General features: G+C 52.4%; 28 protein-coding genes and 1 pseudogene. 18 read left to right on the forward strand and 11 right to left on the reverse strand.

The annotated features are described in order from the left end of the window. Positions 1–237 precede the first annotated feature (237 nt). Both DESAC_RS17015 and DESAC_RS09890 read right to left on the reverse strand, forming a co-directional pair. Positions 238–324 (reverse strand): hypothetical protein, encoded by an 87-nt coding sequence (locus tag DESAC_RS17015; protein WP_373419370.1) that lies wholly within the window; start codon positions 322–324, stop codon positions 238–240. Positions 325–371: 47 nt separating this feature from the next. Further along, complete coding sequence (locus tag DESAC_RS09890) at positions 372–860, reverse strand: IS701 family transposase (protein ID WP_052301936.1); 489 nt, start codon at positions 858–860, stop codon at positions 372–374. 220 nt (positions 861–1,080) lie between these two features. On the opposite strand from DESAC_RS09890, the gene DESAC_RS09895 reads away from it, so the two are divergent. Both DESAC_RS09895 and DESAC_RS09900 read left to right on the forward strand, forming a co-directional pair. Continuing rightward, positions 1,081–1,446, forward strand: a complete 366-nt coding sequence (locus DESAC_RS09895) for a type II toxin-antitoxin system RelE/ParE family toxin (protein WP_041284461.1) — start codon at positions 1,081–1,083, stop codon at positions 1,444–1,446. Next, on the forward strand, positions 1,443–1,784 hold the full coding sequence (locus tag DESAC_RS09900; RefSeq protein ID WP_013706926.1) for a helix-turn-helix domain-containing protein: 342 nt from the start codon (positions 1,443–1,445) through the stop codon (positions 1,782–1,784). Before DESAC_RS09895 ends, DESAC_RS09900 begins: the two co-directional genes overlap by 4 nt. Before the next feature lie 159 nt (positions 1,785–1,943). Here DESAC_RS09900 and DESAC_RS09905 read toward each other — a convergent pair whose 3' ends face one another. After that, entirely contained in the window at positions 1,944–3,545 is a 1,602-nt protein-coding gene (locus DESAC_RS09905; protein ID WP_013706927.1) for a phosphoenolpyruvate carboxykinase, read from the reverse strand. A gap of 308 nt (positions 3,546–3,853) precedes the next feature. Here DESAC_RS09905 and DESAC_RS09910 point away from each other — a divergent pair, with 308 nt between their 5' ends. The 5 genes from DESAC_RS09910 (at position 3,854) to DESAC_RS09930 (ending at position 7,480) form a co-directional block, all read left to right on the forward strand. After that, positions 3,854–4,123 (forward strand): MerR family transcriptional regulator, encoded by a 270-nt coding sequence (locus tag DESAC_RS09910; protein WP_013706928.1) that lies wholly within the window; start codon positions 3,854–3,856, stop codon positions 4,121–4,123. Between the two features lie 373 nt (positions 4,124–4,496). Continuing rightward, on the forward strand, positions 4,497–4,946 hold the full coding sequence (locus DESAC_RS09915) for a hypothetical protein (protein WP_013706929.1): 450 nt from the start codon (positions 4,497–4,499) through the stop codon (positions 4,944–4,946). A 132-nt stretch (positions 4,947–5,078) separates the two neighbouring features. Beyond that, complete coding sequence (locus DESAC_RS09920; RefSeq protein ID WP_013706930.1) at positions 5,079–6,584, forward strand: L-lactate permease; 1,506 nt, start codon at positions 5,079–5,081, stop codon at positions 6,582–6,584. Positions 6,585–6,933: 349 nt separating this feature from the next. After that, a complete protein-coding gene (locus DESAC_RS09925; RefSeq protein WP_013706931.1) occupies positions 6,934–7,182 on the forward strand; it encodes a hypothetical protein in 249 nt (82 codons plus the stop codon). After that, the gene (locus DESAC_RS09930) at positions 7,163–7,480 is read left to right on the forward strand and encodes a hypothetical protein (RefSeq protein WP_013706932.1); all 318 of its coding nucleotides are present in this window, start codon (positions 7,163–7,165) and stop codon (positions 7,478–7,480) included. The genes DESAC_RS09925 and DESAC_RS09930 overlap by 20 nt, the downstream gene beginning before the upstream one ends. On the opposite strand, the gene DESAC_RS09935 is transcribed toward DESAC_RS09930, so the two are convergent. Together DESAC_RS09935 and DESAC_RS09940 are read right to left on the reverse strand one after the other, a co-directional pair. Continuing rightward, entirely contained in the window at positions 7,477–8,733 is a 1,257-nt protein-coding gene (locus DESAC_RS09935) for a 3-deoxy-D-manno-octulosonic acid transferase (protein WP_013706933.1), read from the reverse strand. The two genes, DESAC_RS09930 and DESAC_RS09935, sit on opposite strands and share 4 nt — an antisense overlap. Positions 8,734–8,974: 241 nt before the next feature. Continuing rightward, complete coding sequence (locus DESAC_RS09940) at positions 8,975–9,559, reverse strand: DUF2939 domain-containing protein (RefSeq protein WP_013706934.1); 585 nt, start codon at positions 9,557–9,559, stop codon at positions 8,975–8,977. A 317-nt stretch (positions 9,560–9,876) separates the two neighbouring features. On the opposite strand from DESAC_RS09940, the gene DESAC_RS09945 reads away from it, so the two are divergent. Next, positions 9,877–11,037 carry a class I SAM-dependent rRNA methyltransferase gene (locus tag DESAC_RS09945; protein ID WP_013706935.1) on the forward strand — a complete coding sequence of 387 codons (1,161 nt, stop codon included), beginning with the start codon at positions 9,877–9,879 and terminating at the stop codon, positions 11,035–11,037. Between the two features lie 44 nt (positions 11,038–11,081). Here the strand turns inward: DESAC_RS09945 and DESAC_RS09950 are convergent, their stop codons facing one another. Both DESAC_RS09950 and DESAC_RS09955 read right to left on the reverse strand, forming a co-directional pair. After that, positions 11,082–11,525 (reverse strand): DsrE/DsrF/DrsH-like family protein, encoded by a 444-nt coding sequence (locus tag DESAC_RS09950; protein WP_013706936.1) that lies wholly within the window; start codon positions 11,523–11,525, stop codon positions 11,082–11,084. A gap of 66 nt (positions 11,526–11,591) precedes the next feature. After that, entirely contained in the window at positions 11,592–11,879 is a 288-nt protein-coding gene (locus DESAC_RS09955; protein ID WP_013706937.1) for an ArsR/SmtB family transcription factor, read from the reverse strand. A 401-nt stretch (positions 11,880–12,280) separates the two neighbouring features. Here DESAC_RS09955 and DESAC_RS09960 point away from each other — a divergent pair, with 401 nt between their 5' ends. Further along, the gene (locus DESAC_RS09960; protein WP_013706939.1) at positions 12,281–13,159 is read left to right on the forward strand and encodes a 4Fe-4S binding protein; all 879 of its coding nucleotides are present in this window, start codon (positions 12,281–12,283) and stop codon (positions 13,157–13,159) included. A 168-nt stretch (positions 13,160–13,327) separates the two neighbouring features. Then, positions 13,328–13,615, forward strand: coding sequence for an integration host factor subunit alpha (locus DESAC_RS09965; protein ID WP_013706940.1), 288 nt, complete (start codon positions 13,328–13,330; stop codon positions 13,613–13,615). Positions 13,616–13,797: 182 nt separating this feature from the next. Here the strand turns inward: DESAC_RS09965 and DESAC_RS09970 are convergent, their stop codons facing one another. Both DESAC_RS09970 and DESAC_RS09975 read right to left on the reverse strand, forming a co-directional pair. Further along, positions 13,798–14,529 carry an ABC transporter permease gene (locus DESAC_RS09970; protein ID WP_013706941.1) on the reverse strand — a complete coding sequence of 244 codons (732 nt, stop codon included), beginning with the start codon at positions 14,527–14,529 and terminating at the stop codon, positions 13,798–13,800. Continuing rightward, positions 14,526–15,524, reverse strand: a complete 999-nt coding sequence (locus DESAC_RS09975) for an ABC transporter ATP-binding protein (protein WP_013706942.1) — start codon at positions 15,522–15,524, stop codon at positions 14,526–14,528. The genes DESAC_RS09970 and DESAC_RS09975 overlap by 4 nt, the downstream gene beginning before the upstream one ends. Positions 15,525–15,900: 376 nt before the next feature. On the opposite strand from DESAC_RS09975, the gene amrS reads away from it, so the two are divergent. From amrS to rfaE2, 4 genes and pseudogenes are all read left to right on the forward strand, one after another. Further along, positions 15,901–17,079 carry an AmmeMemoRadiSam system radical SAM enzyme gene (amrS, locus tag DESAC_RS09980; RefSeq protein ID WP_013706943.1) on the forward strand — a complete coding sequence of 393 codons (1,179 nt, stop codon included), beginning with the start codon at positions 15,901–15,903 and terminating at the stop codon, positions 17,077–17,079. A 114-nt stretch (positions 17,080–17,193) separates the two neighbouring features. Next, a complete protein-coding gene (gene ychF / locus DESAC_RS09985) occupies positions 17,194–18,288 on the forward strand; it encodes a redox-regulated ATPase YchF (RefSeq protein WP_013706944.1) in 1,095 nt (364 codons plus the stop codon). Between the two features lie 24 nt (positions 18,289–18,312). Continuing rightward, entirely contained in the window at positions 18,313–19,032 is a 720-nt protein-coding gene (locus tag DESAC_RS09990) for a ComF family protein (RefSeq protein ID WP_013706945.1), read from the forward strand. Positions 19,033–19,096: 64 nt separating this feature from the next. Then, positions 19,097–19,561: pseudogene (gene rfaE2, locus DESAC_RS09995) on the forward strand (D-glycero-beta-D-manno-heptose 1-phosphate adenylyltransferase); the annotation flags it as partial. A gap of 36 nt (positions 19,562–19,597) precedes the next feature. On the opposite strand, the gene DESAC_RS10000 reads toward rfaE2, so the two are convergent. Further along, a complete protein-coding gene (locus tag DESAC_RS10000) occupies positions 19,598–20,611 on the reverse strand; it encodes an SGNH/GDSL hydrolase family protein (RefSeq protein ID WP_013706947.1) in 1,014 nt (337 codons plus the stop codon). Next, a complete protein-coding gene (locus tag DESAC_RS10005) occupies positions 20,611–22,185 on the reverse strand; it encodes an MBOAT family O-acyltransferase (protein ID WP_013706948.1) in 1,575 nt (524 codons plus the stop codon). Before DESAC_RS10005 ends, DESAC_RS10000 begins: the two co-directional genes overlap by 1 nt. 275 nt (positions 22,186–22,460) lie before the next feature. Here DESAC_RS10005 and DESAC_RS10010 point away from each other — a divergent pair, with 275 nt between their 5' ends. The 4 genes from DESAC_RS10010 to ruvA all read left to right on the forward strand — a co-directional run bounded on the left by DESAC_RS10010 (position 22,461) and on the right by ruvA (position 25,043). Next, positions 22,461–23,075 (forward strand): SAM-dependent methyltransferase, encoded by a 615-nt coding sequence (locus DESAC_RS10010; protein WP_013706949.1) that lies wholly within the window; start codon positions 22,461–22,463, stop codon positions 23,073–23,075. Positions 23,076–23,197: 122 nt separating this feature from the next. Beyond that, a complete protein-coding gene (locus DESAC_RS10015; protein WP_013706950.1) occupies positions 23,198–23,950 on the forward strand; it encodes a YebC/PmpR family DNA-binding transcriptional regulator in 753 nt (250 codons plus the stop codon). Continuing rightward, positions 23,947–24,450 carry a crossover junction endodeoxyribonuclease RuvC gene (ruvC, locus tag DESAC_RS10020; RefSeq protein ID WP_013706951.1) on the forward strand — a complete coding sequence of 168 codons (504 nt, stop codon included), beginning with the start codon at positions 23,947–23,949 and terminating at the stop codon, positions 24,448–24,450. Before DESAC_RS10015 ends, ruvC begins: the two co-directional genes overlap by 4 nt. Then, a complete protein-coding gene (ruvA, locus tag DESAC_RS10025; RefSeq protein ID WP_013706952.1) occupies positions 24,447–25,043 on the forward strand; it encodes a Holliday junction branch migration protein RuvA in 597 nt (198 codons plus the stop codon). Before ruvC ends, ruvA begins: the two co-directional genes overlap by 4 nt. The last annotated feature ends 94 nt before the right edge of the window (positions 25,044–25,137 follow it).

Here is a 25,137-nt window from a genome sequence, read left to right on the forward strand (position 1 = left end):
AAATCTATTGGTTTGTTAAGTTGCTCATCTGATTTAAGCACATGAACCACCTGACCATCGCCCTCCATGCTTCCTCGGCGTCATCAAGTTTTGTCTCCACATGGGCCACTCGCGTATTCCGAAATTCATTAACCTCTTTCAATTCAGCATTCAGACTCTTCATCTCTGGGCCCCGGAGATTATCAGTGAAAAAGAAATTAATAAATGATATTAGCCTATTAACTTTTTTTGTCGTCACTACATCATTGGGTAGGCAATATCACAAACAACAACCCCAGGGTCAATCTCCCAACCCAAGACTTCATCAATCAAATCGAGAGCCAACTGCCATTTGGTCTTAAAAGAAGTGTTGGCCGGGACTCCAACTTTTTTCAGACGCTCCCCTCTGGCTCATCCGTCCATTCCTGCGGAAGGTAAAGCTGAAAATTCAAAGGCATACTAGCCTCATCCGTGGCCAAGTGCAACGATACCGCCACCTGGCAATTGGCCACCTTACCCAAAGTCCCCGAGTATTGACGGGCCACACCTACCGATTTGTCTCCTTTTTTGGGGAACCCGGTGTCGTCAACAATCCAAGCGCTTGCAGGGATCAGTTCCTTGGCCATTCTTTCAGCCAGCCTCCTCCTCACAGGCTTAAAATCCCAAGGACTCTGACCAATAAGTTGCTGCATGGCCTGCATGTTGCCATCCGGCATGCGGTCGGCCATAGGTTCGATAGATTTCCTCTCTCCATCGAGAAGAAGACCTCTCACATAAACGCCACCCCAGTGTCGGCGCTCGGCCCGACCAAGTGGCTCAAGAAGATCTTTGAGAAATTTCTCAAGCCGCTTTCGGCATTCACGTAACTGGTTCGCATCCATGTGCCCATGTCAATAAAATAAAAACTAAATGTCAATAACTTAACGAAGTAGTATTAGGCACGCGACTAATTCTTACTAGTCTCTCAACTATCTTAGATTATATTGATTATAGCTCAGCGCGTGCCTATGCGTCCGAAATGCAGGTTTTGTCTAATGTAAAAAAAAGTAGTTGAAATGTATAGCACAATATACTATAGTATATAGTATGATGGGCGGCAACTTGCGGATTTTCAAAACAAAGTGGTTCATGCGCTTTGCACGGGATGAAAGGATCATTGATGAGAGTCTGTGTCAAGCTATCGAGAGGGCAGAGCTTGGGATCGTAGACGCTGATTTAGGCGGCGGGGTTATCAAGCAACGGGTGGCGAGGCCAGGGCAGGGGCGCTCAAGGGGCTACAGGATGCTAATTGCCTACCATGCCGGAGATCGAGCGGTGTTCCTTTACGGCTTTGCAAAAAAGGAACGTGAGAACATCGGGGACGATGAACTAGCGACGCTAAGAGAAATTGCAGCGGCATGGTTGCAGGCGGATGAGGAAAGGCTCACGAACGCAATTTTAGAGGGAACTTTAGAGGAGACAATATGAAGACCAGAGACAAAAAGACGACCCGGCTGACGCAAGCATTGCTTGAAACAGCCGATGACATGAGACGGGCGGGGATTATGGATGAGGAGGCTTACCGCAAAATCACTATGCGTCATCTTGGTCCAGAGAACAAAGGCAGAAGCGAGCCTTTAAGCGGGGAAGACATCCGAGCCATGCGAGAACAGGCGCATATGAGCCAAGCGGTATTCGCACATTACCTAAACGTGTCGGTCAGCTATGTATCGCAGTTGGAACGAGGCGCCAAACGTCCCACCGGAGCGGCGCTGGCGCTTTTGAACGTAATCAAACGCAAGGGAATCGAGGCAATTCTTGATTGACATAAAAAAAAGGATTTAATGGGCTTTGCGCCGGAAGGAATCGAAATGCAACCTCAAAAATTGGGTCTTTAGGGCGCAATCTCAAAGAGGTTGCGCCCTTTATATTAACGCCGCTGAATTGCCTTCTCAGGATTGATCTAGTCTGCACCCCCAGCCAACCTAAAGACTTGGGCCGGCCTGTTTGATCTCCGGCGCCACCAAGGCGTCGAACATGGTAAAGTTGTCGATGAACATGCCGGCCAGTTTACGCGCCTGGGCATCATAGGCCGCCTGGTCCGCCCAGGTACGCCGCGGGTTCAAGACCTCCTCCGGCACGCCCGGACAGGTAGTAGGGATGGGCAGACCAAAGAATGGCTCAGCAATCGTCGGAATCTGATCCAGGACTCCCCCCAAGGCGGCATGGATGATGGCCCTCGTATAGGCGATCTCCATACGTTTACCGACCCCGTAAGGCCCCCCGCTCCATCCGGTATTAATCAACCAGACGGAAACCTTATGATGGTGAATTCTATCCTGCAAGAGATCGGCATAGACTGTGGGCGACAGGACCATGAAAGGAGCGCCGAAACACGTGCTGAAGGTGGCCGTGGGTTCGTTGATGCCTTTCTCGGTACCGGCTACCTTGGCAGTATAGCCGGAAAGAAAGTGATACACTGCCTGTTTTGGGGTGAGCTTGGCCACCGGCGGCAAGACTCCAAAGGCATCACAGGTGAGCATGATGATATTACGGGGATGGCCGCAGACCCCTTCCCGAGTGGCGTTGCTGATGTGGCTGATGGGATAGGAGGCCCGAGTGTTCTCGGTGAGAGAATCGTCATTGAGGTCTATCCTGGCGGTATTATTGTCAAAGCCGACATTCTCCAATATGGTGCCGAACCGGCGCGTGGTCTGGTAGATGTCAGGTTCGGCGGTGGGAGACAGGCGGATGACCTTGGCGTAACAGCCGCCCTCGATATTAAAGATGCCGTCCTTACTCCAGCCGTGCTCATCATCGCCAACCAGGGTGCGGGATGGATCCGCAGAGAGGGTCGTCTTACCGGTACCTGAGAGGCCGAAAAAAATGGCAGCGTCACCTTTGGCCCCGACATTGGCTGAACAATGCATCGAGAGAATTTTCTGCTGAGGCAAAAGATAATTTATGACGGTAAAAATGGATTTTTTGATCTCCCCGGCATACTGGGTGCCTCCGACCAGAACCAATTTTTTACCGAAATGAATGACAATGAAGACATCGGAGCGGGTGCCGTCAACTTCAGGAACGGCGTGAAAGTGAGGAGCACAGATCATGGTGAATTCCGGCACGTGATTGAGCAGCTCCTCTGGGGTGCCTTGTTTGAACATATTGCGGGCAAAGAGGCATTGCCAGGCCATTTCGGTAATCACCCGGATCGGAACGCGATACCGCCGGTCGGCACCGGCAAAACAATCCTGGACAAAAAGGTCCTTACCCTGCAGGTAGGCCAGGAGACGATGGTGCAGGGCAGAAAATTGTTCCGGGGACATAGACTTGTTCACCTGTCCCCACCAGATTTTATCTTCACTGGACGCTTCCCGGACGATGAACTTGTCATTGGGGGCACGGCCGGTATGTTCCCCCGTTCGTACCACCAAGGGACCTAAATGGGCCAGGCGGCCCTCACGCCGCCGGATGATCTCCTCATACAGCAATGGCGAGGCCAGATTCCAATAAACAAAGTTAACATTCTTGATGCCATGATTGTCCAATCCATAATGGCTGACTAACGGATTTTGAATATCCATGAACGGTCTCCGATCCATGCGATTAATCACGATTACTAGTCTTCACACTACACTGGATACAGGCGGTAAAACGAAAGTCCAAGTAAACGGCCACACCTGCTTTTATTTTTAGCACACCCGCTAGAAAAAATCACCTTTTCCTTCCTTCTTGCTTTTCTTTGACTGTAGTTACTTAGGCCATCGGGCTTAATAGGGAGCGTGAAAAAATTTTCATAATTTTTAAAGTTATCAGTACGAGGATTCGATAAGAACTTTTAAAGAGCATAACAAAATAGATCACTTAGTTCACAATATATCAGGAGGATGACATGATGCAGGAACTTGGGCGCAACATCCTGTTGAGCATCGATCAGGTGGCCAGGTTAACCGGCGTTAAGAAATCGACCTTGCGGTATTGGGAAAAAACCTTTCAGGACTTTTTATGCCCGAATCGCACCTATTCCAAAAGAAGAGAGTATAGCATAGATGAAGTAAATATCATTGAGACCATAAAGAAGCTCATCGAAGAAGAGCACCTGACGAACATGGGCGTTAAGTTGCGGTTAGGCGAAATAAACGGCAACGGCCCCTCATGTTGATTATGGCTCGACTACCGGTCATCCATCGACTCAAACCATTTCAAAGCGGAGTGGGGGGACATCCCTGTTAATATTAACGATATCACCAGGGAAAAACCTCTATCCATTAAACCGCGCCAATCCAACTACCCTGAACTAGTTTCCCACACTCCAGTCCTCTCACCATCCTGACGTTGCCAGAGTAAAGTCCGATGCTTATGATCATAGCAAGCTGCGGACTTCTATGGCTCTCTTTTTTTATTGAAATTTTGCTTCACCTCTGGGTCGGTTGGTTTATAATAGAAACTTCTGCAGTTTTTATAAACCTTCCCTTGACATCGTGCGGTAAGCGCGTCTTTTACAACCCGAAGAGATTAAGGATAATAACCGCCTTATGAAACTGCAAATAAAAAACGCCCTGTGGGTTATCCTAAGCAGCGTCACGGTATTAATGACCTGGCCGGGTTTGGCACCGGCAGAACAGACCAATGAAAGACCTGACATCGGAATTTTGCGAATCAGCATTCTCAACCTGACTGTCCATGGCAAACAGGAGGTGTCAGTAGTTCGGGAGGCCATGACTGTTCTCCTGCCCCAGTTGGCCGATTGTATCCAGGCTGAATATCAGCGGGTAAACAAAGTGCCGACAAGAATCGTTCTACGCCTTAATGTGGCCGGCTGCGGCAAGATCGTGTGGTGCAAGATAGTAGACCCGGTCCTGAAGACCCTGGATAATTGCGTCTGCAAGATCCTCCAGCAGATGCAACTGCCGGCAGGCGGTGAGGAGATCTCCCGGGTGACGGTTCTTTTGGGGGTGAAGATCGATCACCTGCTAACACCGTAAGTCAGGCACCCTGATTGCTGTTTTCCGGTGATGTTATCTCGCTGCTTCTCACGATTTTTTGCCTCAGTGCTGTTATTCAGATGTATGATCTCCGGGCAATAAAAACCGATAGGAAAAATTGGTCAGGAAATAATGTCGTTCTTATTGTTTGCGTTGGGCTGGACACCGGTAGTATTGTTGTCCATTCTGGCGATCTGCCTGAAACGTTCGGCCCTGGAGCTGGGCGTCTATGGTTTTGTCTATGTGGTGCTGTTAGCAGGGTTGATCTTTCAAACGCCAGCATCGGTGGTCTGGTGGGCTGCCTGGGATGGCTTTTTGACCACACTGCCTTTGCTGATAGTAGTTTTTTTGGGTATTCTTTTTTCCCAACTCCTCATCGCCACCGGTTCACTCAGACGCATTGTCGCCTGGCTGCTAGGTGGATTAGCGCGACCCCTACACCGTCAGATGTTGATCACCTTCGGGTTGGCGAATTTTTTTGAAGGAGCCAGCATTATTGCGGAACCCATGGTGGCGCCGATGCTCGTAGTTACCGAGGTCAAGCCGGCCGGGGCCGCAGCCCTGTCGATCATCGGTTATTCCGGTCTGATGAGCGTTGAAATGGCGGGAATTATCATAACGGTCCTGGCATTGGTTACCGGCCTGCCGTTTTATGACCTCGGGGTGGCGGCGGCCTGGATGTCAGTACCGGCAACCCTCCTGATGGCGCTATGCGTCCCATTTTTCTTGCCGGACGCACGAGAGGCCTGGCGACAGTTGCCGTTGATTTTGGCCTGTAGTCTGGCGGTGAGTTTGGCGACGTTGGCAGCCGCCGTCTGGCTCGGGGTGGCCATTGCCGGTATGGTCGGGGGACTGATCCTAATTGCGATATTGTTGCTGGGCGGAGGTACCTCACCAGACCGGGATCCGGCTATAATCAGAGATCTGGCCCCTTTTGCAGTGATCCTGGTCCCCCTGATCTTGGTCAACACTATTCCCTGGATGCAGGATTTAACTCTGCGACGGCTCATTTTTACCATCTCCCTGATTCCTATCCACCCCATTACCTTTACCCCTTTTTTCTCGGCCTACCTCTATCTCTTTTTAGCCCTGATGCTAACAGTGGTTTTGCTCCGGATGCCCCAAGAGGAGTTGCGGCAGTTAGTGACGGTAAGCTTTAATAAAGGCTGGCGAGCGCTGGCGGCGATGGGACTGTTTGGCTCCATGGGACAGATTATCGCCTATACCGGTTACGCCCCAGGTTTCGGACAGTTGCAGCAGCTTGACAACATCCCCTGGATCCTGGCGGCTGGATTAAAAACCTATACAGGCAGTTTGTATCCGTTGTTTGTACCTCTTTTAGGTTGGGTGGGGACATTTCTTACCGGCTACGGAGTAGCCTCGCTGATGTTGTTTGGAGAACTTCAGGTACAAGCAGCACCGCTGCTCGGGGTTTCAGCCACCATGCTGGCGGCCGGCCTGACAGTAGGGGCATCTATCGGTTCGATTTCCTCACCGTTGAAGATTGCCATCGCCACCGCCATGTGCGGGGCCATAGGACAGGAAGGTTCGATCTTACGGCTAACTATACCCTTAGGGGTTGGTGCTTCGCTCCTGATGGGTGTCGTACTGTGGATGGTGGGCTTAAGTGGCTATTGAGGGTATGGCAGAGAGTTGTGCCATTAATCGGATACCGGTTTGGTATTCTGTCGAACAGGAGAAACCCATGAATAGACTTCAGAGAGTACTCTTGACAGGAAAATGACCCTTGCTGGTGCGGAGTTTCAGAAGCCGGTAATAAACTCAAAGATATTATCGCAACGTATTTTTTCATCATTCGCTTTCCGTTTGCCGTTTCCATCTCGTCAGACAATTTCGCCCTAGACTTTCCCTCACAAAATCCGTGGATTGCCAACTGTGTGACAACTGTCCTATCTGTGTTAGACTTTTCCGCTCCAAATACATATAACAGTCTAAAATTATTAATAAATTGTGTGGAGGGGCAGATATGGCAGTTATTCTTTTTGATCAGGCCAAAAGGCGGGTACGGCGGCAGTCAAAAACCCCGCAGGGACCGGGTAAGATTTTGTCACTGGCAAATCTGTCTGATCAGGTTCTGCTTCGAGTAACGAAGCGTCAGGCAGCCCGGGAGATGGAGTATTTAAGGTATCTGTACCAGGTCACGGGCGGGGATCCGACGATGCTCCCAACCTTGGAGCAGATGCAGGAGATTCAAAATGGCACCATTGAGTTCTGATGTCCAGCGAGACCTGAAAGATGAATTTCACCCCCTGATCATTGAGGATTCCTGGGAAGGAACGATCTATCTGGAAGCCGAAGTAATCAAGGAGTGGCAAGGAGTGTGCGGCGGCTATAAAATCCTGCGTGATCCTGAAGGACGGATGTATTGGTGGGGCGTTTTCCCCGCCGCCAACGGTAAAGGGGCTCGCCAACGCCTGGTCTCCTTCCTGAATCGGGACGAGGCGGCGGAAGCATTGGAAACTCTATTTACCGGGAGGAGAGGGCGGTTGGATCATTTTCAGGTCCTGCACTAGCCGGGAATAAGGCCTTGCAACAGCTCCGCCTGTCGCCTGGCTGCCCCCTGGTGTTCCTCTAAAGCCCTGAGACCGCGCCGGCCTCGCTCCTGCATTTCTTTCGGGTGGGATAGACAATATTGGCCCGCCTGGATCAATTCCTGCAGGTTCGACACCGGCCACCCAGCCGCTACACTCTCCAACATCGCACGGGCGGCAGTGAAATTGTTCAGGTGCGGACCATAGAGCGGCACTTTTCCCCAAGCGGCAGGCTCCAAGATATTCTGACCGCCGTGCGGAACCAGGCTGCCGCCTACAAAGACCAGGTTGGCCAGGTGATACAGGGCGAAGAGGTCACCGACGGTATCGACCAGCACCACCGACTCCCGGCGCTGTTCCAGGCCGTTTTTCAGCCTATGCCAAGAATGGAAGGGGAGACCTGCCTGGCCCAGGAGTTGGCCGACCGGGGCCGCGCGTTCCGGATGCCGCGGTGCCAGCGCCAGTTGCAGGGCAGGGTAGGGGCGGCATAGGGCTTGATAAGCTCGAATGATAACCTCTTCCTCACCCGGGTGGGTCGAGGCCGCCAGGAGAAGGGGGGCCCCTTGCGGTCGCCAGATTTCCTGAAAAATCTTTGCCTGGGTCCACGACTCGGGATTTTGTCGCCGTTCAAATTTTGTAGTACCGGTGGTAAAAACTTTACCAGGAGGAGCACCCAAGGCCATAAACCGCTCGGCGTCTTCGGCGCTGGCGGCAGCAATTAAATCAAATAGTTGAATGATATACTTTAGATAACAACTGAATCTGAAATAATTTCTGAAGGAATTTTCCGACAGGCGACCGTTCAACAAGGCCAGCTTGACGCCGCGTCTTTTGGCTGTCATCAGAAAATTTGGCCAGATCTCGGTCTCCAGCGCAGCATAAATCGTGGGTTGCAGATGTTCTAAATAACGACGCACTGTCCAGGGCAGGTCTAAGGGATAATAAAAAACGTTCTTAGGAGGCGGATATAACCGTCGGGCAACGGTCTGCCCGGTTTCGGTGCCGGTAGATAATAGGAGCTGCACCTGAGGAGTCTGGTGTTCCAGTTCCTTTACCAGAGGTTCGGCTGCAGCAATTTCGCCTACCGACACCCCATGGAGCCAGATTCTTGTCGACCTGGCATCATGGTTTTTGGCAGGTAGACGCAACCCTAAACGCGGAAGAAAGCTCTCGCCAAAACCGCGGGATTTAAGCCGCCAGTAGAACCAGGGCCATCCGTACAGACCAGCCAACACAGTGGCGCCCTGATATAGTCTCAGAGCACATGGGGGTGGAGAAAATGTCTGATCCATTTATTTGTCGCAACTCATCAGTCGCTCAGAGCAGCCGATGCCTATGGGAGAACCTCAATAATGCAGATAAGAGAACGAAATATTAAAACGGTCCGCAGGTGATTTACACATAATCAGATTAGTTTACATAATATATATTATCAGACTCATCGATATGCTGTTTGAATCCCTCCATGGCCAATCCTCAAAATTTTCTCCGGATAAGGTCTCTCAGATTCTGATAATCCACTTCAACAATCTTCCAGCCGTCTCTATCGGGTTTCCGGGCCAGGCGGAATCGAAATGGCCGGTTATCTTTTGGATCAGTCAGTATGACTTCGGCCACATCTCCCTGGCGATTTATCTCAGCAGCGCCCACTATTGTGGTAAGACTGGCCTTTTCCAAGGTATTCAACCCGGAAATATAGTGCTGGGTTTGGGTTTTGATAAGCGGCTCCAAGGCTCCGACGAATTTAGGTGTGAGGATGCGGGCCATTCTTTTACTAAGACCCCGGGCCAGGCGGGAGATATCGTCCTCGCGATTGTTTGATCCTTCGGTCCCGCTCAACCACTGATCAAATTCCTCGGTGGAATGGACCGCCAGGTTGTCTGCAATCGACTGGAGATCGATATACTGGAACAGCGTATCCACATCATTGCCCTGGATAGCCTTGACCATCTGCAACAGCGCCCATCGGGGGCTATCATGCCAATACCAGAAATAACTCCCGATGAGCAAACCGACCAACCCGGTAAGCACTGCCAAAACCGCAATAATCCGTGAACGCATGGTCTCTCGTTCCTCTTTGGCAAGAATGTCTAGTTGTTGAATGGTCTAACCCTATGACCACCTTGAGCCGCTGCCCCTTTTATATAAATTGTCATGTTCTGGTAATCACAACGAAATATGAAAACAGAGCCATGGTAGCCGCTTGCAATAATGCTTTTTCTGCCCACCGCTCACCGCCCACTGCTCACTGTTTTCATACAATACTATCATGCCTATGATTGCCTGACACTAGATTTTCAATGCCGTCGGCCCAAGGACACTAATGGCGCTGATTGCTGATAGCCAAGCGCCTCGCAAAAGGTTATATTACAAAAATTATGCAGAAAATCAGGCTTACCGCAAAAGGCCGCCGCTGGCGCCGCACCGGGCACCCCTGGATCTATCGTAATGATCTGCTGCCGGGACAGACTGCGGTATCGGGGGAAGTGGTGGCGGTTTACGATGCTCAGGAGCGCTTTTTAGGGCAGGCCCTCTACAGTGCCGTCTCCCGCATAGCCCTGCGCCTGTTGACCGTCGACGACATCCCCATTAACGCCGACTTTTGGGAGGCCCGGCTGCACCAGGCTCTCGCCTACCGCCGCCGGGTGGTTACGAACTCCAACGCCTGTCGTCTGATCTATGCCGAAGCCGACGGTTTCCCCGGTCTAATCTTGGATAATTACGATGGCCACCTGGTATTTCAGATACATCATCCCGGCATGGCCCGGCTGCTCCCTCAACTCATAGATCTCCTGCAACCGCTGCTGCGACCCCAGTCCATTACCCTGCGCAACGATAGCGAAGTTCGCCGTTTAGAGGGGCTACCGCTGGAAATCGAGGTTATCCGGGGAGAGCTGCCGGAACGGTTGCTAGTCCAGGAAGGGACGGTACAATTCTGGGTTGATGTTCGTGGTGGGCAAAAAACCGGTCTGTTCTTGGACCAGCGGGAAAATCGGCTGGCCGCCGCGGCTTGGGCCCAGGGAGAGGTACTTGATTGCTTTTCGTATCAGGGAGGATTTGCTTTACATGTAGCTTCTCATGCCCAGCACGTGGTGGCAGTGGAATCTTCCGCTCTGTCTCTTGGTCTGGCCCAGGACAATGCCCGGTTAAACCGGATGCACAATGTCGACTGGATACAGGCTAATTGCTTTGATTTCCTGAAAAAAGCCCACGCCAGCTCCAAGTTCTATGACCTGATCATCCTTGACCCGCCAGCCTTTGCCAAAAGCCGGGCCGATCAGCCCGCAGCCTTCAGAGGTTACCAAGACCTGAACCGGCGGGCCTTGCAATTATTGAAACCCGGTGGAATATTCATTACCTGCTCCTGTTCATACAATCTGTCGCAGGAAACCTTCCTGGGGCTTCTGCGCCAGGCGGCACAGGATGCCAGACGTCAGGTGCAGGTGATCGAATGCCGGGGAGCGGCCAAAGATCATCCGACCCTGCTGGCCCTGCCGGAAAGCACATATTTGAAATGCTTTGTCTGTAGGGCGCTTTAGATTCAGTCTGTCTCATGTCGGCTTTAATTCTCAATACCCGGGATTCAGGTAAAGAGGCATAACCGACATTCACGGGCATACTTCATAAATTCTGCTGCATCCCAGATTTTGACGCCTTCGATCAGGGCCTTCTCACCTACTTCCATCATATCTGCCGTCATTCTACAGGCCACCAGTTCCACCCCCTCCAGTTGCGCCATTTCGACCAGCTCCGGAAGACTGGGGATATTGGCCTGCTCAACCTTTTTTTTCATCATCCAGGTGGCCATAAGGCTCATTCCTGGCACTGCTCCCATTACCCCCGCCGGGATAAACTTTGCCTTCTCAATACCGCCGGGACGTAGTAGGTTTAACCCCATAAAAGTATAAAATATTTTGGTTTCCATACCCTGTCGGGCGGCGTTGATTCCTAGAATGAGAGCGGGATAAGCGCCATCCAGGGTATCCCTGGAACAGATGAAAGCCGCGCTCTCTTTTTTTTCACTCATGCGGATTACTCCTTTAGTTTGTTATAATATTATGATGTACTAATATATAGTTGAAAATTTTTTGTCTTACGTCTTGCAGAACAGATCCTGCATCAGCGCCATCAGCCCCAACAGGCGCGGATCCTTTAAGCTGTAGTATACCTGATTGCCGGACCGCCGGGAGGAGAGTAGCTGCTTATCCTTCATCAGATTGAGGTGTTGCGAAAGATTCGATTGTGAGATATCCAAGGCTTTTTCCAATTCCGAGACAGACATCTCGGATCCACTCAGGAGTTGCAGAATCATTAATCTGGCGGGATGAGCCATGGCGCGCAGGCAGCGGGCCGCTTGTTCACTCTTTTCTCTCTGGTTCATTATAATATAATAATATTATCATATATAGCTAATGTCAAGATTATATTACAGGCAAGAAGCCATTTTCATGGTTTGCGGGTGACTCGCAGCTCAAAGATTGCCGGGAAAATTTTCCCCAATCCTTCTGCAGCCAGAAATAAATCTGAGCAAGCGGTCTATCCTCCCCCTTAATTTATCATTCTCAGCCTGTCATTTTCCCCTCCCTTTTACATTGCCAGTTTGTGAAAAAGACATATAATTATTTTCCATAGATCATTCCAGGGGGCGGTCATGTTGAAAATTTCCCTTTGGCTTCTTATCCTCTGCCTCGTTCTTTTTCTGTGGGGGATTAATTCTGGTGAAATCGCCAGCATCCTGAATAGTGGTACGAATATCTGTCTCTCGTGCATCGGGGTGGGTTAATGGATAATTTTCGCCGTTTGATCCAGATCCTCGTAACTGTTCTTACTAACGCCTACCTGCTCTTCCCATTCGGATCGGTCATCTACCAGGGTCCTCTCAAAAGTCTCTGCCATCCGGGTCTACACTGTTACTCCTGCCCCGCAGCGCTCTTGGGTTGTCCTATAGGCGCGTTTCAGAATCTGCTTTGCACGGTGCGTCTCTCCATGCAGGCCGGCACGATCCAATTCGGTGCTTCGATTGTAGGTTATCTGGGAGTCTTTGGCGTCTTGACCGGGAGGTTCGTCTGCGGTTGGCTCTGTCCCTTTGGTTTGGTGCAAGACTTGCTGTATCGCATTCCCTCGCCCAAAGTCAAATTGCCGGCTTTCCTTTCTTATTGTCGTTATCTCGTATTGTTATTGCTGGTTATTATCCTGCCGCTGTTTTGGATTGATGAATTGGGTATGGGACAGCCTTGGTTCTGCAAGTTGCTCTGCCCCTCAGGAACACTCATGGGAGCTATGCCGCTGTTGCTTTTAAAACCATCACTCTGGCAGTCCATCGGTTTCTACTTTTGGAATAAGTTCACCATCATGATGCTGATTATCGTCGGCTCGGTCTTCATCAGCCGGATATTCTGTCGGACGCTCTGTCCTTTAGGGGCCTTTTACGGTCTATTCAACCGCGTCAGCTTTTTAAGTCTGCAGCATGATAGTGAAAAGTGTGTCCACTGTCGGGCCTGTGAACGACGGTGCCCTACCGGTTGCCTGCCGTACAAGAACCCTAACAGCGCCGACTGTATACGCTGTTTGAAATGTTTGCAGGCCTGTCGTTTTGGGGCTTTGGATTATAAACTGCGCTCCGGTGTATCCGTAGCTTTCCCTCGCCGGACAGAACATTAAGATCATGGCGATGGCATACTTTTTATCAGGCCGGTTAGCTGCTGGTTGCCAACTCTCTGTCAATAATTGAAAAAAAAGCTTGACAGCTATTTGTAATTTAATAATAATAGGTTACGAATTTACCTTCAGGCATCGCCATCTTTTAGGCAGAAAGAAGGAGTGCCAGCCATGGCCCTGACCAAAGAAAAAGTTATTAATGCGATCAACCTAAAACTAGGGCTCAGTAAACAGGAAGCTCGCAGCGCCGTCGAGCGCGTCTTACATCTCATTAAGGAAGCCCTCGCTCAAGAGGAAGATGTCTTAATCAGCGGCTTTGGCAAGTTCACTGTCCGCAGTAAAAATCCCCGTCGCGGGCGCAACCCCCAAACCAAAGAGGATCTCATTCTCCGGGCCCGTAAGGTGGTAGTATTCAAAACCTCCGGTGTCCTACGCCATCGCATTAACCAACCCACCTGATTTAACCGATCTTGGCGATGGGTTAAGAGCCGCGCGGTTATCGGTGAGAAAGATGGGAGCGCTTCCGATCTCCCGGTAACTCGCGTTCAGCCAATTCCTTGTACAGCTCACACTGCAACTAACCAGGGCAGCAATCAATTAATATTACTCTGTTATATTAACCTGAAACAATCGATCGTACCTCAGATCGCGGCTCGGCGGCGAAAGATGCTTCCCGCCAGCCACCAGGCAACCATAAGAAACATGAGGCTTGCCAATAGCGGTATCCAGGGTGAAAGAAAATACGATTGTCCCGATATACCCCAATGCAAAAGCTCCACTATATAGGTCAGGGGCGATAACAGGGCCAGAGGTTTGAGCCAGGCGGGCATCAACGTCAGAGGCATAAAGACGCCACTGATAAACAGGACCGGAAACCGGAAAAAATTCATCAGGGTCATAGCCTCAAAGACCTCCCGCACCATAACGGCGGCGGTCAGACCCAACAGGGAAAAGCACCCGGCTCCAAGGATGAGGCCGGCCAAAAAGAGCGGGGGATGAGCCATAGGCATACCGAAAGCGAGTTGTATACCCGCAGTGAGTACCAGGGCAGTGGCCATACCATACAGAGAGGCGCTGGCCGCTTTGCCCAGAATGATAGTAGACATGGAAAGGGGCGCCAGCAGCAGCCTCTGGAAGGCGCCGGCTCGCTTCTCAAAGGTGATTACAATGGCGGCCATCGAGGTATTGCCAAAAAGAAGCGTCATGGCAATAATCCCCGGAGCGATCTGCGAAGAGCCGCCAGGGTCCTTGACGTATACGGAGATCATCAATACGGCGGGCAGCATCAGGCCCCAGGTGATGAGCGGCGGTTTACCGTAATAGCTTTCAATATCCTTGCGGCTGATTGCCAGGACGCGGCGCAGTTGGCTCATACGCTCCCCTCTTTCGACTGGGATTTTTCCTCCAGGATGGCAAGAAACGCTTCCTCCAGATTCACCTCCCCGATAACAAGGTCCATTATCTTCACGCCGGCGGCTTCCGCCCAAGCCAGCAGTCGCCCCAGAACCAGGTTCACCTCATGACTGGCGATTTTTAATCTCCACCTGCCGTCCAGGTATGCCGGAGGCGTCCCACGGGTTGCGACAACCTGCCACCAATTTGCATCGACCTCCTGATCAAAGGTGACCTCGAGGTTTTTTAGTCCCCCTACTCGCCGGCGGATTTCCGGAACCGTTCCTTCGGCCACCACGCGACCCTTATAAATGATTAATATCTGGTGGCAGAGGACCTCCGCCTCGTACAGATTATGTGTGGTAAGAAAGATAGTAGCGTGCTGTTCACGATTAATCTTTTGTATAAGTTGTCGCAAGGACCGTGCACTCGGCGCATCTAATCCCGTAGTAGGTTCGTCCAGAAACAGGATCTCCGGGGCGTGAACCAGAGCGGCTGCCAGGGTCAGTCGACGTTTCATTCCATGCGATAAAGCCCCAAAGGGGGTATGGGCTTTGTCAGTCAGGGCAAAGGTCTCCAAAAGTTCACGCCGCCTCGCCTGTCTGGCGCTTCGGGGGAGGCCGTAGAGTTCTCCGAGGTACTCAAGATTGCGTTGGCAGCTCAGCTCCGGGTAGAGATTAGATTCATCCGGGGTGACGCCGATCCTCTGTTTGACCCGCACCGGATCAAGCGCAATGTCCGCTCCTCCGATATTCACCTCGCCGGCCTCGCGTTCCAGCAAGCCACAGAGAATTTTGATAGTGGTGGTCTTGCCGGCGCCGTTAGGGCCCAAATAACCAAAGATTGTTCCCCGTTGTATAGCGAAAGAAACATCTTCGAGAGCTTTAAGTTTGCCATAGCTTTTGCTCAAACCAGCAACCTTGATGGCCACAGAATTATTCTTATGAACAGACTCCGTCGGTAACAGGCCTTTCAAGTCGTATCCTCCTCCTTCCGATATAGGGTGGGAAGCCTGTGTTTTTGATCTATTAGAATTTCTGGATATTATCCGCGCTAATTCGATCATTCCCTGGTTGATGCAGTATATTTCTCCCTGTCGGATGATAAGCAATCTACTATTTCCAGCCAATTATACCAGAGAAGAAATTTTTCCCCCACCGGGGTTTAATTTTACGCCCTCCTTGCTCCCCGGTATCTGCAGTTATCAGCAGGCATTTTAGATCCAGAAAATGTTGCCATCTGCCCGAAGCTCCCCATTCCTCCCTAAAAATATTAGGTGACGCAACCGCAGCATGTTACAATATTCAAGGTAGAATATTAGAGACTTTTTTCCTACCGAGGAACAGGCTCTCATGCAGGTGAAGAAGCCAAGCGCAGTCGCTCATCTTGGTCCACCGCTCACCAGGCGGCAGTTTCTGGGCGCCAGTGCCTTGGGATTGGCGGCTTTATCCCTCCCCGGCCTTTCCTGGCAGGCCGGGGCCCAGGAAGTGCGCTACGGTTTTACCCATCCCCACCCCGCCGCCTATTATACCCAACTAGCGGGTCGGTTGGTGCGTTGCGACCTTTGCCCGCGTAACTGCGAGGTCCTGGAAGGCGACCGGGGAGAATGCGGGGTGCGGGAAAACCGGGGAGGCAAGTATATCACTCTGGCATATGGCAATCCTACCGCGGTGCATATTGATCCTATCGAGAAAAAGCCGCTGTTTCATGTTTTGCCTGGCACCGCCTCCTATTCCATTGCCACTGCCGGCTGTAACCTGCACTGCGCCTTTTGCCAGAATTGGGAAATCTCCCAGGCACGCCCGGAAGAAACTTATAATTTTGACCTCCCGGCCGCCGCTATCGTCCAGGCAGCCAAAGAGACCAATTGTCCCAGCATCGCCCATACCTACGTCGAACCTATCATTTTTTATGAATATATGATTGATATCGCCCGCCTCTCCCCGGCTGCGGGCATTATCAATGTCTGCCACTCTGCCGGTTATATCAACCGCAAGCCTTTGGAAGAACTGTGCCGTTATCTCCAGGCCGCCTGTGTTGACCTGAAAGGCTTTACGGAAGAATTCTATCAGAAGCTGGTAGGCGCCTCGCTGGCGCCGGTGCTCGAGGCCCTAAAAATATTCCGTCAAAAAGGTGTCCATCTCGAGATCGTCAATCTGATCATCCCGCAGTTCAACGACAACCCCAAAGACCTGGAGAAGATGTGCCTCTGGATCAGGGATGAACTCGGTCCCCTGACGCCCCTGCATTTCTCGCGCTTCTATCCGCTTTTCAAGATGAAGCAGCATTACCCGACGCCGGTCAGCACTCTTGAGAAAGCCCGGGAGATTGCTCTGAAAACCGGCTTAAAATATGTCTATCTCGGCAATCTCCCCCAAAATCCGGCGGAAAATACTTATTGCCACCACTGTGGGCAATTAATTATCTCGCGCCGGGGCTACTTGATTGGCGAAGTGAAACTCAAAGATGGCCGATGTAACTTCTGCGGCGCCGCCATTCCGGGAATCTGGCGTCAGCCGCAGCCAGCCTAAATATGGTAATAAAAAAATTGCCGGTGGACAACAAAACTTAATTTATGACCAACAACCGGAAGCCGGAAACCGTATTTTTCGGTAATAAGGTCCGCTTAAAAGGATGAAGAAACCTTGTCCTGCCGCTGCGGTTTAGTAGGACTGCCAAATGTCGGCAAGTCCACCCTTTTTAACGCCCTGACCGCCGGGCGGGCGGAGGTGGCAGGTTATCCCTTTACCACCATCAACCCCAACACCGGCATTGTTCCGGTGCCTGACCCCCGATTGGCTACCCTGGCGGAGCTGCTCAAACCTCCCAAAGTCACGCCCACGACCATTGAATTTGTTGATATTGCCGGACTTATTCAAGGGGCCAGTCAGGGAGAGGGGTTGGGCAACCAGTTCCTGGCCCATATCCGGGATGTGGATCTGTTGGTGCACGTTGTCCGCTGTTTTGAAGCCGAGGATATTCCTCATGCCGCCCCATCCCTTGAACCGGCACGCGATGTGGAGGTGATTGATACCGAACTGCTGCTGGCCGACCTGGAGATTATCGGCCGCCAGATTCTCAAGACCGAAAAAGCCGCCAAATCCGGGGATAAAAAAACGCTGGCGAATCTGAAGATTCTCCAACGTCTGGAGGCTTGGTTAAATGAAGGCCGGTGGGCCAGCACGCTTGTTTGCAGCGATTCCGAGAGAGAGAGGCTTGCCGAACTGCCGCTGCTGACCCGCAAACCCTACCTCCTGGTGGCTAATTTCGGTGAGACAGAGTGGCATAATCGCCGCTTCCTTCCGGCCCTGGAGAAACTGGCCCGAGAGCGGCAGGTTCCTCTCATCCCTATCCTGGGAGAACTGGAAGCGGAATTATTAGATCTGCCGCCTGAAGAGCGGCAGGAATTCCTTGCTGCCGCCGGTGTGGCCGAATCCGGTCTGGCCCGCCTCATTCAGGCCAGCTACCAGCTCCTTCACCTGATCACTTTCTATACCATCGTCGGCCCGGAAGTCCGGGCCTGGACCGCGCCCGCGGGGACTCAGGCATCCCGCTGCGCCGGCAAAATTCACAGTGACATGGAGAAAGGTTTCATTAAGGTTGAGGTCATGCACTTCGCCGACCTAACCCGCCTGGGCAGTGCCGCCAAGGTCAAAGAAGCCGGCCTGCTCCATGTTGAGGGCAGGGATTATCCGGTGCAGGATGGCGAAATATTGTTATTTCGTTTTCAAATACGGTGATTTAGCTTATCAAGTTGATATCGAATGTTAAGTTATTCCCTCAGAGCCCTTTTGGATTTCTTCCTGCCGAGATTCTGTCTCTTCTGCCATGCCCCTCTGTCGTTAGAAGTTGAGCATCTCATATGTCCCGACTGCTGGAAAGAATTGCCCCTTATCACTACCCCCTACTGTTCCTGCTGCGGTGCTCCTTTCAAGGGTGCCGTCGGCCCGGAGCATCTCTGCCAGACCTGCACGATCAAGCCGCCCCCTTTCGACCGGGCTCGGGCCGCCGCCAGGTATGAGGGTTCGATACGGGACGCCATCCATCGCCTGAAATATCAGCGGCAATTGCTCCAAGCCGAACACCTGCGGCAGGTATTGACGGTTTCCGAGGCCGCCTCAGTAGTGCAGGATGCCGACCTCATGCTGCCCGTACCCCTGCATCCCCGACGCCTGCGGCGGCGGGGCTTTAATCAAGCTCTCTTACTGGGACAGGCCTTTCCTGCAATACCATTGCGGACCGACGTCCTGTTGCGCCAACGCTGGACCGTCCCGCAGGTTAATCTGAGCCCTCAGGAGCGCCAGGCCAACGTCAAGGGCGCCTTTGCAGTTGCCAAACCCGATGCCATCATTGGCAGATCGGTTCTTCTGCTCGATGATGTCTATACTACCGGCGCCACCGTAAAGGAATGCACCCTGGCTCTACGCCGGGCCGGGGCACACACGGTGACGGTGTTGACCGTAGCTCGAGTCGGCTATGCCTGATCTATCCTGTCCGGCAGAAAAAGTCTTCTCCTGGGAGGCCGCCCGCCAGAAAGTGCGGCAGGTCCGATCAGAGGGGAAGAAAGTGGTCTTCACCAACGGTTGTTTCGATCTCCTGCATATCGGTCATATTCGCTATCTTAAAGCAGCCAGAGCTTTAGGAGACTTTCTGATTGTCGGAGTGAATAACGATGCCTCTGTCCGGAGGTTGGGCAAGGGACCTACCCGCCCCCTGGTCCCTCAGGATGAGCGGGCGGAAATTTTGGCGGCGCTGGAGTCAGTTGACGGGGTGGTCTTGTTTTCCGAAGACACACCGTTGCAGCTTATCCAAACACTCCGTCCGGATGTCCTGGTCAAGGGCGGCGATTACGCTCCCGAAGGCATCATCGGCCGATCGGAAGTATTGTCCTGGGGCGGCAAAGTGCAGGTTATTCCTTTTGTCCCGGGCCGTTCCACCAGCGGCCTGATTGCCCGCATACTCCGAATCTTTGCCAATGAGTCGGGTCCATCGACGCCAACAGATCAGATCTGACTACCGGCCAGTCGCCACCAACTGCAGCCCCTTATTCTACCGCCCTGCCCTTCCCTGCAATGCCACCTGTTCGGCTAACCGGCTGCTGATCAGATCGGCCAGGGCTTGGGCCATGACCTCGTGTCCCTTTCGGGTCAGATGGGCGCCGTCGCTGAAATAGGATTGTATCCCGCTCAGGCGGGAAAACACCTGTTTCATGGAAAGCAGGTATACCCCCGGTCCTACCAGCGACTTGGCTAACTCATCCAGACCGCCGTCATCGATGTTCCAGGTAGCCCCATTATTTTGTGCAATTGTCCCCTGGGTCACCAGGATAAGCGGAACATCCCGGTTCCTTGCCATCTCCACCGTTGCTTTGGTTACCTCCCGGACCCGGTCTCCCCAGAGGCGCTGCTGCTGTTGGTCCTGAGAGGCGCGCACTTCGGCATCGGCATCGTTCACCGCTGATTGTAGCCGTATCTTTTCCGGTATCAGCCTCCACAGAATCTTTTCTGTCTTGATCTCATAGGCCCGGGCAAAGATGAAAACCTTCATGGGCCAGTGTTTGACGTGCCAGCCCTGGAATTCCAGACTGCGGCGGTATTCTCGTTCATCTTCGAACTCGTTGGAATCGTTCAGGTGGAGGATGATCAGATTGGGCTCATACTTTAGACCCTGGCGCAATACTAGCTGACAGCGTCTGGCGCCATATCCGGGGATGGCCATATTGATTACTTCTGAACGAATGTTTCTCAGAGATAATTCTTCCTGCAGCCGTCCGGCGTAAGATGCCGTCAAGTTCGGTCCGCGAGGCACCGAGTCGCCGATGACCAGGATACGCCAGCAGTCTGGCGGCCGTTGGTAACTGAATGTCTGGGGATAAAAGCGTCGCCCCCCGGCCCGCACCAGCTTCACCTGGCCATTGCCCTGTTCTACAAAACCGGCCTGAAGATCGTAGCCATAGGAAAATCTCCCGGAAACCCCGTGCGGCAGGAAGAGGCGCACCCCTGCTTCGGCAGCCAACAGCAGCCCCAATGCCAACAGGAAAGCGGCTGAAACCAGATTTCTCATCAGAATTGAAAGTATATAAACTCTTGATCGTGTTCGGTGGAGGAGACGATTAATAATATCATGACAAAGTATAGCACCCCCCTGGTCGCCCAATGCAGATGCACCAGCTTGGTTTCATCTTCAAATCTTGAAGCGGCAATCTGTAAAAGCATCAGCGGCACTAAATGCAGGAGGAGCCAGCCGAGGGAGGATAGCCAGGGAAGTTCCGCCGGTCCCCAGTTTCCTAACGCCATCAGCCAGGTCCAGAAACGGGTCAGATCCGGACTCCTGAAAATGGCCCAGCCGATCAGGGTGAAGCCGAACATAAGTAGTCGTGCCAACCAATCCTGCCACAGCCAGGCAAACTGTTTGCGATTCAATACCCGCAGCGGACTGAATCGATAGAGCGTCAGTAAAACTCCGTGATATGCCCCCCAGAGGACAAATACCCACGAGGCCCCATGCCACAGGCCGGCCAGCAGCATGGTAACCATCAGGTTGCGAACCGTCTGCCAGTCTCTGCCCCGATTGCCCCCTAAAGGAATATAGACATAGTCCCGAAACCAGGTAGAAAGGGAGATATGCCACCTGGACCAGAAGTCGGAGGGATCTTTCGCCAGGTAAGGATAGCGAAAGTTCTGTACCAGGTCAATTCCCAGCATCTTAGCCGTGCCCCGGGCAATATCGGTATAGCCGGAAAAATCTCCATAAATCTGGAAGGCGAAGGCCACCCCGCCGATGAGCGCCCAAGCCCCGTTCAAGGCGGTCTGCGGAGCAAAAACATAGTTTGCCAACAGGGCGCAGTTATCGGCGACAAATACCTTCTTGAACAGGCCGATCAGGATCAGACGCAGTCCATCGTTCAGATAATTACCGACAAAGATAATATCCTTCTCCAACTGCGGGATCAGGTGCCGGCTGCGTTCGATGGGCCCGGCTACCAGTTGCGGGAAAAAAGCATCAAAAACGGCAAAGATCAGAAAGTCGCGGCAGACTACCGCCTGTCCCCGATAGAGATCGATCACGTAAGCCAAGGATTGAAACGTATAAAATGAAATCCCCACCGGCAGGATGATATACCAGGTCGGCCAGTCCGGCCTGAGACCCAAAAAAGACAGAGCCGATTTGGCGGATTCCGAAAAGAAGTTGCAATACTTGAAATAGCCCAGAATCGACAGGCAAAGACAGATGCTCAAGAGGAGGAAACCGCGGGGTCGGAGGCTGTCCGGCAGATGCCAGATGAGAAGATAGACGCCGAGAAATGCTAAGGAAATGCCTAGAGCAATAGTCAATAAATTGAGATCAATACCTGATCTGGGAATGAACCCAAAACAGCCTAGCAGCCAGGCGAAAGGCAAGAGCGACAGCAAAACGATCACCCTCAAGGATCGCCTTTCTCCTTGTATGCCCAGACCGCAGAGAAAATCGACCACGGTGGTCGTGAATACCAAAGCCAGAAAGCGCACGTCCCAGAAGGCGTAGAAGGCGTAGCTGCCCACCAGCAGAAACCACAGGCGTTGGCGATGCGGCAGCCGCCAATAAATCAGAATAAATCCGATCAGAAACAACGGAAATTGCCAGGAGATAAAAGACATACAGCCGATTTATCCTCCAATCTGAGGTATCTCAGATTATGGCACGCCCGAAGATCATGTCAAGTCCACCCCACTCGGCTTTTTTGCGTCAAATGCTCGGATGCCCCGCTAAGGGTTGCAAAGAGCCATCTGCTTATGATACAAAAACGTATTAAAAATACATCGATAGATTGCTTGGAGATATGCACTGCAGTCGGCTGCCCATGTCAGATTATAAAGATCAGGACGATGGCCAGTATCCGTCCTTGAGGACTTTGAATCTTTAAGAGAGAACTTTGGCGACACCACGACATAAACCCGATTACTACAGCCGACGCGCCCGACAGGAAAGTTTCGCCTCACGGGCGGTATACAAGTTGGCTGACATCGACCGGAAATTTCAGCTTTTTAAGCCGGGCCAATGCGTCCTCGATCTCGGGTGCGCCCCCGGTTCCTGGCTGCAGTATATCAGTTCCCGCATCGGCCCGCAGGGCTTGGTGGTGGGTTTAGACCGGCAGGCTCTGCGGATTTCCTCAAATCCGTCAATCCGTTTTGTGCAGGTAGATGTCGCCGCCCTCGATCCAGGTTCGCTCATAAGGTTTTCAGCATCTTTTGACGTGGTGGTCAGCGATCTGGCACCCTCTACTTCGGGTATAAAAGACGTTGATCATCAGCGCTCTTTAGACCTGGCCCGGCTCTCCTGGGAGTATGCCAACCGCCTGTTGACAGCGGCGGGACACTACTTGGTGAAAGTTTTTCAAGGACCGGATTTTCCCCCGTTTGCTCAGGAGATCAAACAACACTTCCAGCAGGTGGATATCCTAAAACCCTCCGGCTCACGGAGCGAAAGCCGGGAATTATATCTCCTGGGTCGGCGGCGCCTGAAGGAAAGCGGCGCGGGAATTGGGTGAATTGCAAACTTCACAATATTATCGTTCTCTTAATCGAATATTCATCACTGCCGACTTTCAAGGAACCGAAGCCCGGCATGAAGATATTATAGTACGCACCAGGAAGGGAGGTCGAGGCGCCTATGTCAGGACACTCAAAATGGAGTACCATTAAACGGAAAAAAGGGGCGGCCGACGCCAAACGGGGAAAGATTTTCAGCAAACTTAATAAAGAAATCATGGTGGCAGCGCGTATCGGCGGCAGCGACCCCAGCGGCAATACCCGCCTGCGCGCCGCCATAGCCGCCGCTAAGGCCGAGAATATGCCCAAGGAGAATATCGATCGGGCCATCAAAAAGGGGGCTGGAGAACTGGAAGGGGCCAACGCCTTTGAAGAAGTCTTTTATGAGGGCTACGGTCCCAGTGGAGTCGCCCTCCTGGTAGAAAGCCTGACGGATAATAAAAACCGGACCGTCTCCGAAGTCCGGCACCTGTTCAGCAAGTACGGCGGCAGCATGGGGGAAGCCGGCTGCGTCGCCTGGATGTTCGATAAAAAAGGCGTCATCGCCTTTAGCAGAGACGCGGTAAGTGAAGATGAATTGCTGGAGGCCGCCTTGGAGGCCGGCGCTGAAGACCTGCAGGTAGGCGAAAGTGAATACGAAGTAATCACCGACCTGGCAAGCTTTGAAAAGGTGAAAAACGCTCTGGAGGAGCAAGGTTTTAAGTGGGAGGTGGCCGAAATCCAGATGCACCCCAAAACCACCATACGCCTGGAAGAAGAAAAGTCGGCCCAGCAGCTTCTTAAGCTTATGGAGATGCTTGAGGATCTCGATGACGTCCAGCACGTCTTCGCCAATTTTGACATCCCCGACAGCCTCTTGGAGGCCCTCGGATGAACCGGATTATTCTGGGGGTAGATCCGGGCTCCCGGGCTACCGGCTATGGATTGATTGCTGCGACCGGAGAGAGCCTCCTCCACTTGGAGAGCGGCTTTATCGCCCTTCCGGCACAGCTCTCCCATAGTCAACGCCTTGCCCGCATTTACCAGCGTTTGGAGTCTTTGATCTCCCGGTATAACCCCGAAGCTTTGGCCGTGGAAGCGGTCTTCCTGGCCCATAATGTTCAGAGCGCCTTAAAACTCGGCCAGGTGCGCGGAGTGGTCCTCTTGGCCGCCGGTCAGGCAGACATCCCGGTCTTTGAATACTCTCCGCTGACGCTGAAGAAGGCTATTGTGGGTTACGGGCAGGCTACTAAGACCCAGGTGCTGTTAATGGTGGAAAATCTCTTAGGACTGACCTTAAACAATCACAATACGGCCGACGCCCTCGCCCTGAGCCTGTGCCACCATTTCCATAGCCGGTGGCCCCAGCGGTCTGTTTCCCCCGCCGCAATATGATTGCATATTTAGAGGGCGAACTATTCCAGAAAAGGCCGGATTATCTGATCATTAAAGTCGGTGGGGTCGGCTATCAGACCTTTATTCCCCTGTCCACCTTTTATCAACTGCCTGAACCCCCCGCGTCCGTAGCCCTGCATATCCATACCCAGGTGCAAACCGACAGTCTGCAACTCTACGCCTTCGCTACCCTGGATGAAAAACAGACCTTCATTAAACTCCTATCGATTCCCCGCGTCGGACCCCGACTGGCCCTTAACATCCTCTCCGGCATCAGCCCCCAGGATCTGGCCCAAACTCTGATACAAGGGGATATCCCAAGACTGGCGGCCATCCCTGGATTGGGCCGGAAATCGGCTGAAAGGATCATGGTCGAACTGAAAGGCAAGTTGCGCCCCGACGCAACCGCGGTATCGGCCCTGTCCTCCGGTCCTCAGGGTGCTCTCTGGGAAGACGCCCTCTCCGCCCTGATCAATCTGGGATATTCCCGCACCCTGGCCGAGGAAGTTTTACGCCACGTACAACTTCACGAAAAACCCCTAACCCTCGAGGAGATCCTCCGTCTCAGTCTGAGCCGTCTCGCTTCCCAATAACGAGCAGGGAAGTCAGGAGGTGCTTCGCTCTCCCGCCTTACGGTTTTCGATTTTTTACTCACCACTCTAAATGGATATTCGCTCAATTCCCTGA

Source organism: Desulfobacca acetoxidans DSM 11109, assembly GCF_000195295.1.
Taxonomy (GTDB): Bacteria; Desulfobacterota; Desulfobaccia; order Desulfobaccales; family Desulfobaccaceae; genus Desulfobacca; species Desulfobacca acetoxidans.

Coding starts and splice junctions, on each gene's coding strand:
- DESAC_RS09890 (WP_052301936.1), bottom strand. CDS start 860: ATGGATGCGAACCAGTTACGTGAATGCCGAAAGCGGCTTGAGAAATTT.
- DESAC_RS09900 (WP_013706926.1), top strand. CDS start 1,443: ATGAAGACCAGAGACAAAAAGACGACCCGGCTGACGCAAGCATTGCTT.
- DESAC_RS09905 (WP_013706927.1), bottom strand. CDS start 3,545: ATGGATATTCAAAATCCGTTAGTCAGCCATTATGGATTGGACAATCAT.
- DESAC_RS09910 (WP_013706928.1), top strand. CDS start 3,854: ATGATGCAGGAACTTGGGCGCAACATCCTGTTGAGCATCGATCAGGTG.
- DESAC_RS09915 (WP_013706929.1), top strand. CDS start 4,497: ATGAAACTGCAAATAAAAAACGCCCTGTGGGTTATCCTAAGCAGCGTC.
- DESAC_RS09920 (WP_013706930.1), top strand. CDS start 5,079: ATGTCGTTCTTATTGTTTGCGTTGGGCTGGACACCGGTAGTATTGTTG.
- DESAC_RS09925 (WP_013706931.1), top strand. CDS start 6,934: ATGGCAGTTATTCTTTTTGATCAGGCCAAAAGGCGGGTACGGCGGCAG.
- DESAC_RS09930 (WP_013706932.1), top strand. CDS start 7,163: ATGGCACCATTGAGTTCTGATGTCCAGCGAGACCTGAAAGATGAATTT.
- DESAC_RS09940 (WP_013706934.1), bottom strand. CDS start 9,559: ATGCGTTCACGGATTATTGCGGTTTTGGCAGTGCTTACCGGGTTGGTC.
- DESAC_RS09945 (WP_013706935.1), top strand. CDS start 9,877: ATGCAGAAAATCAGGCTTACCGCAAAAGGCCGCCGCTGGCGCCGCACC.
- DESAC_RS09950 (WP_013706936.1), bottom strand. CDS start 11,525: ATGAGTGAAAAAAAAGAGAGCGCGGCTTTCATCTGTTCCAGGGATACC.
- DESAC_RS09955 (WP_013706937.1), bottom strand. CDS start 11,879: ATGAACCAGAGAGAAAAGAGTGAACAAGCGGCCCGCTGCCTGCGCGCC.
- DESAC_RS09960 (WP_013706939.1), top strand. CDS start 12,281: ATGGATAATTTTCGCCGTTTGATCCAGATCCTCGTAACTGTTCTTACT.
- DESAC_RS09965 (WP_013706940.1), top strand. CDS start 13,328: ATGGCCCTGACCAAAGAAAAAGTTATTAATGCGATCAACCTAAAACTA.
- DESAC_RS09970 (WP_013706941.1), bottom strand. CDS start 14,529: ATGAGCCAACTGCGCCGCGTCCTGGCAATCAGCCGCAAGGATATTGAA.
- amrS (WP_013706943.1), top strand. CDS start 15,901: ATGCAGGTGAAGAAGCCAAGCGCAGTCGCTCATCTTGGTCCACCGCTC.
- DESAC_RS09990 (WP_013706945.1), top strand. CDS start 18,313: ATGTTAAGTTATTCCCTCAGAGCCCTTTTGGATTTCTTCCTGCCGAGA.
- DESAC_RS10000 (WP_013706947.1), bottom strand. CDS start 20,611: ATGAGAAATCTGGTTTCAGCCGCTTTCCTGTTGGCATTGGGGCTGCTG.
- DESAC_RS10005 (WP_013706948.1), bottom strand. CDS start 22,185: ATGTCTTTTATCTCCTGGCAATTTCCGTTGTTTCTGATCGGATTTATT.
- DESAC_RS10015 (WP_013706950.1), top strand. CDS start 23,198: ATGTCAGGACACTCAAAATGGAGTACCATTAAACGGAAAAAAGGGGCG.
- ruvC (WP_013706951.1), top strand. CDS start 23,947: ATGAACCGGATTATTCTGGGGGTAGATCCGGGCTCCCGGGCTACCGGC.
- ruvA (WP_013706952.1), top strand. CDS start 24,447: ATGATTGCATATTTAGAGGGCGAACTATTCCAGAAAAGGCCGGATTAT.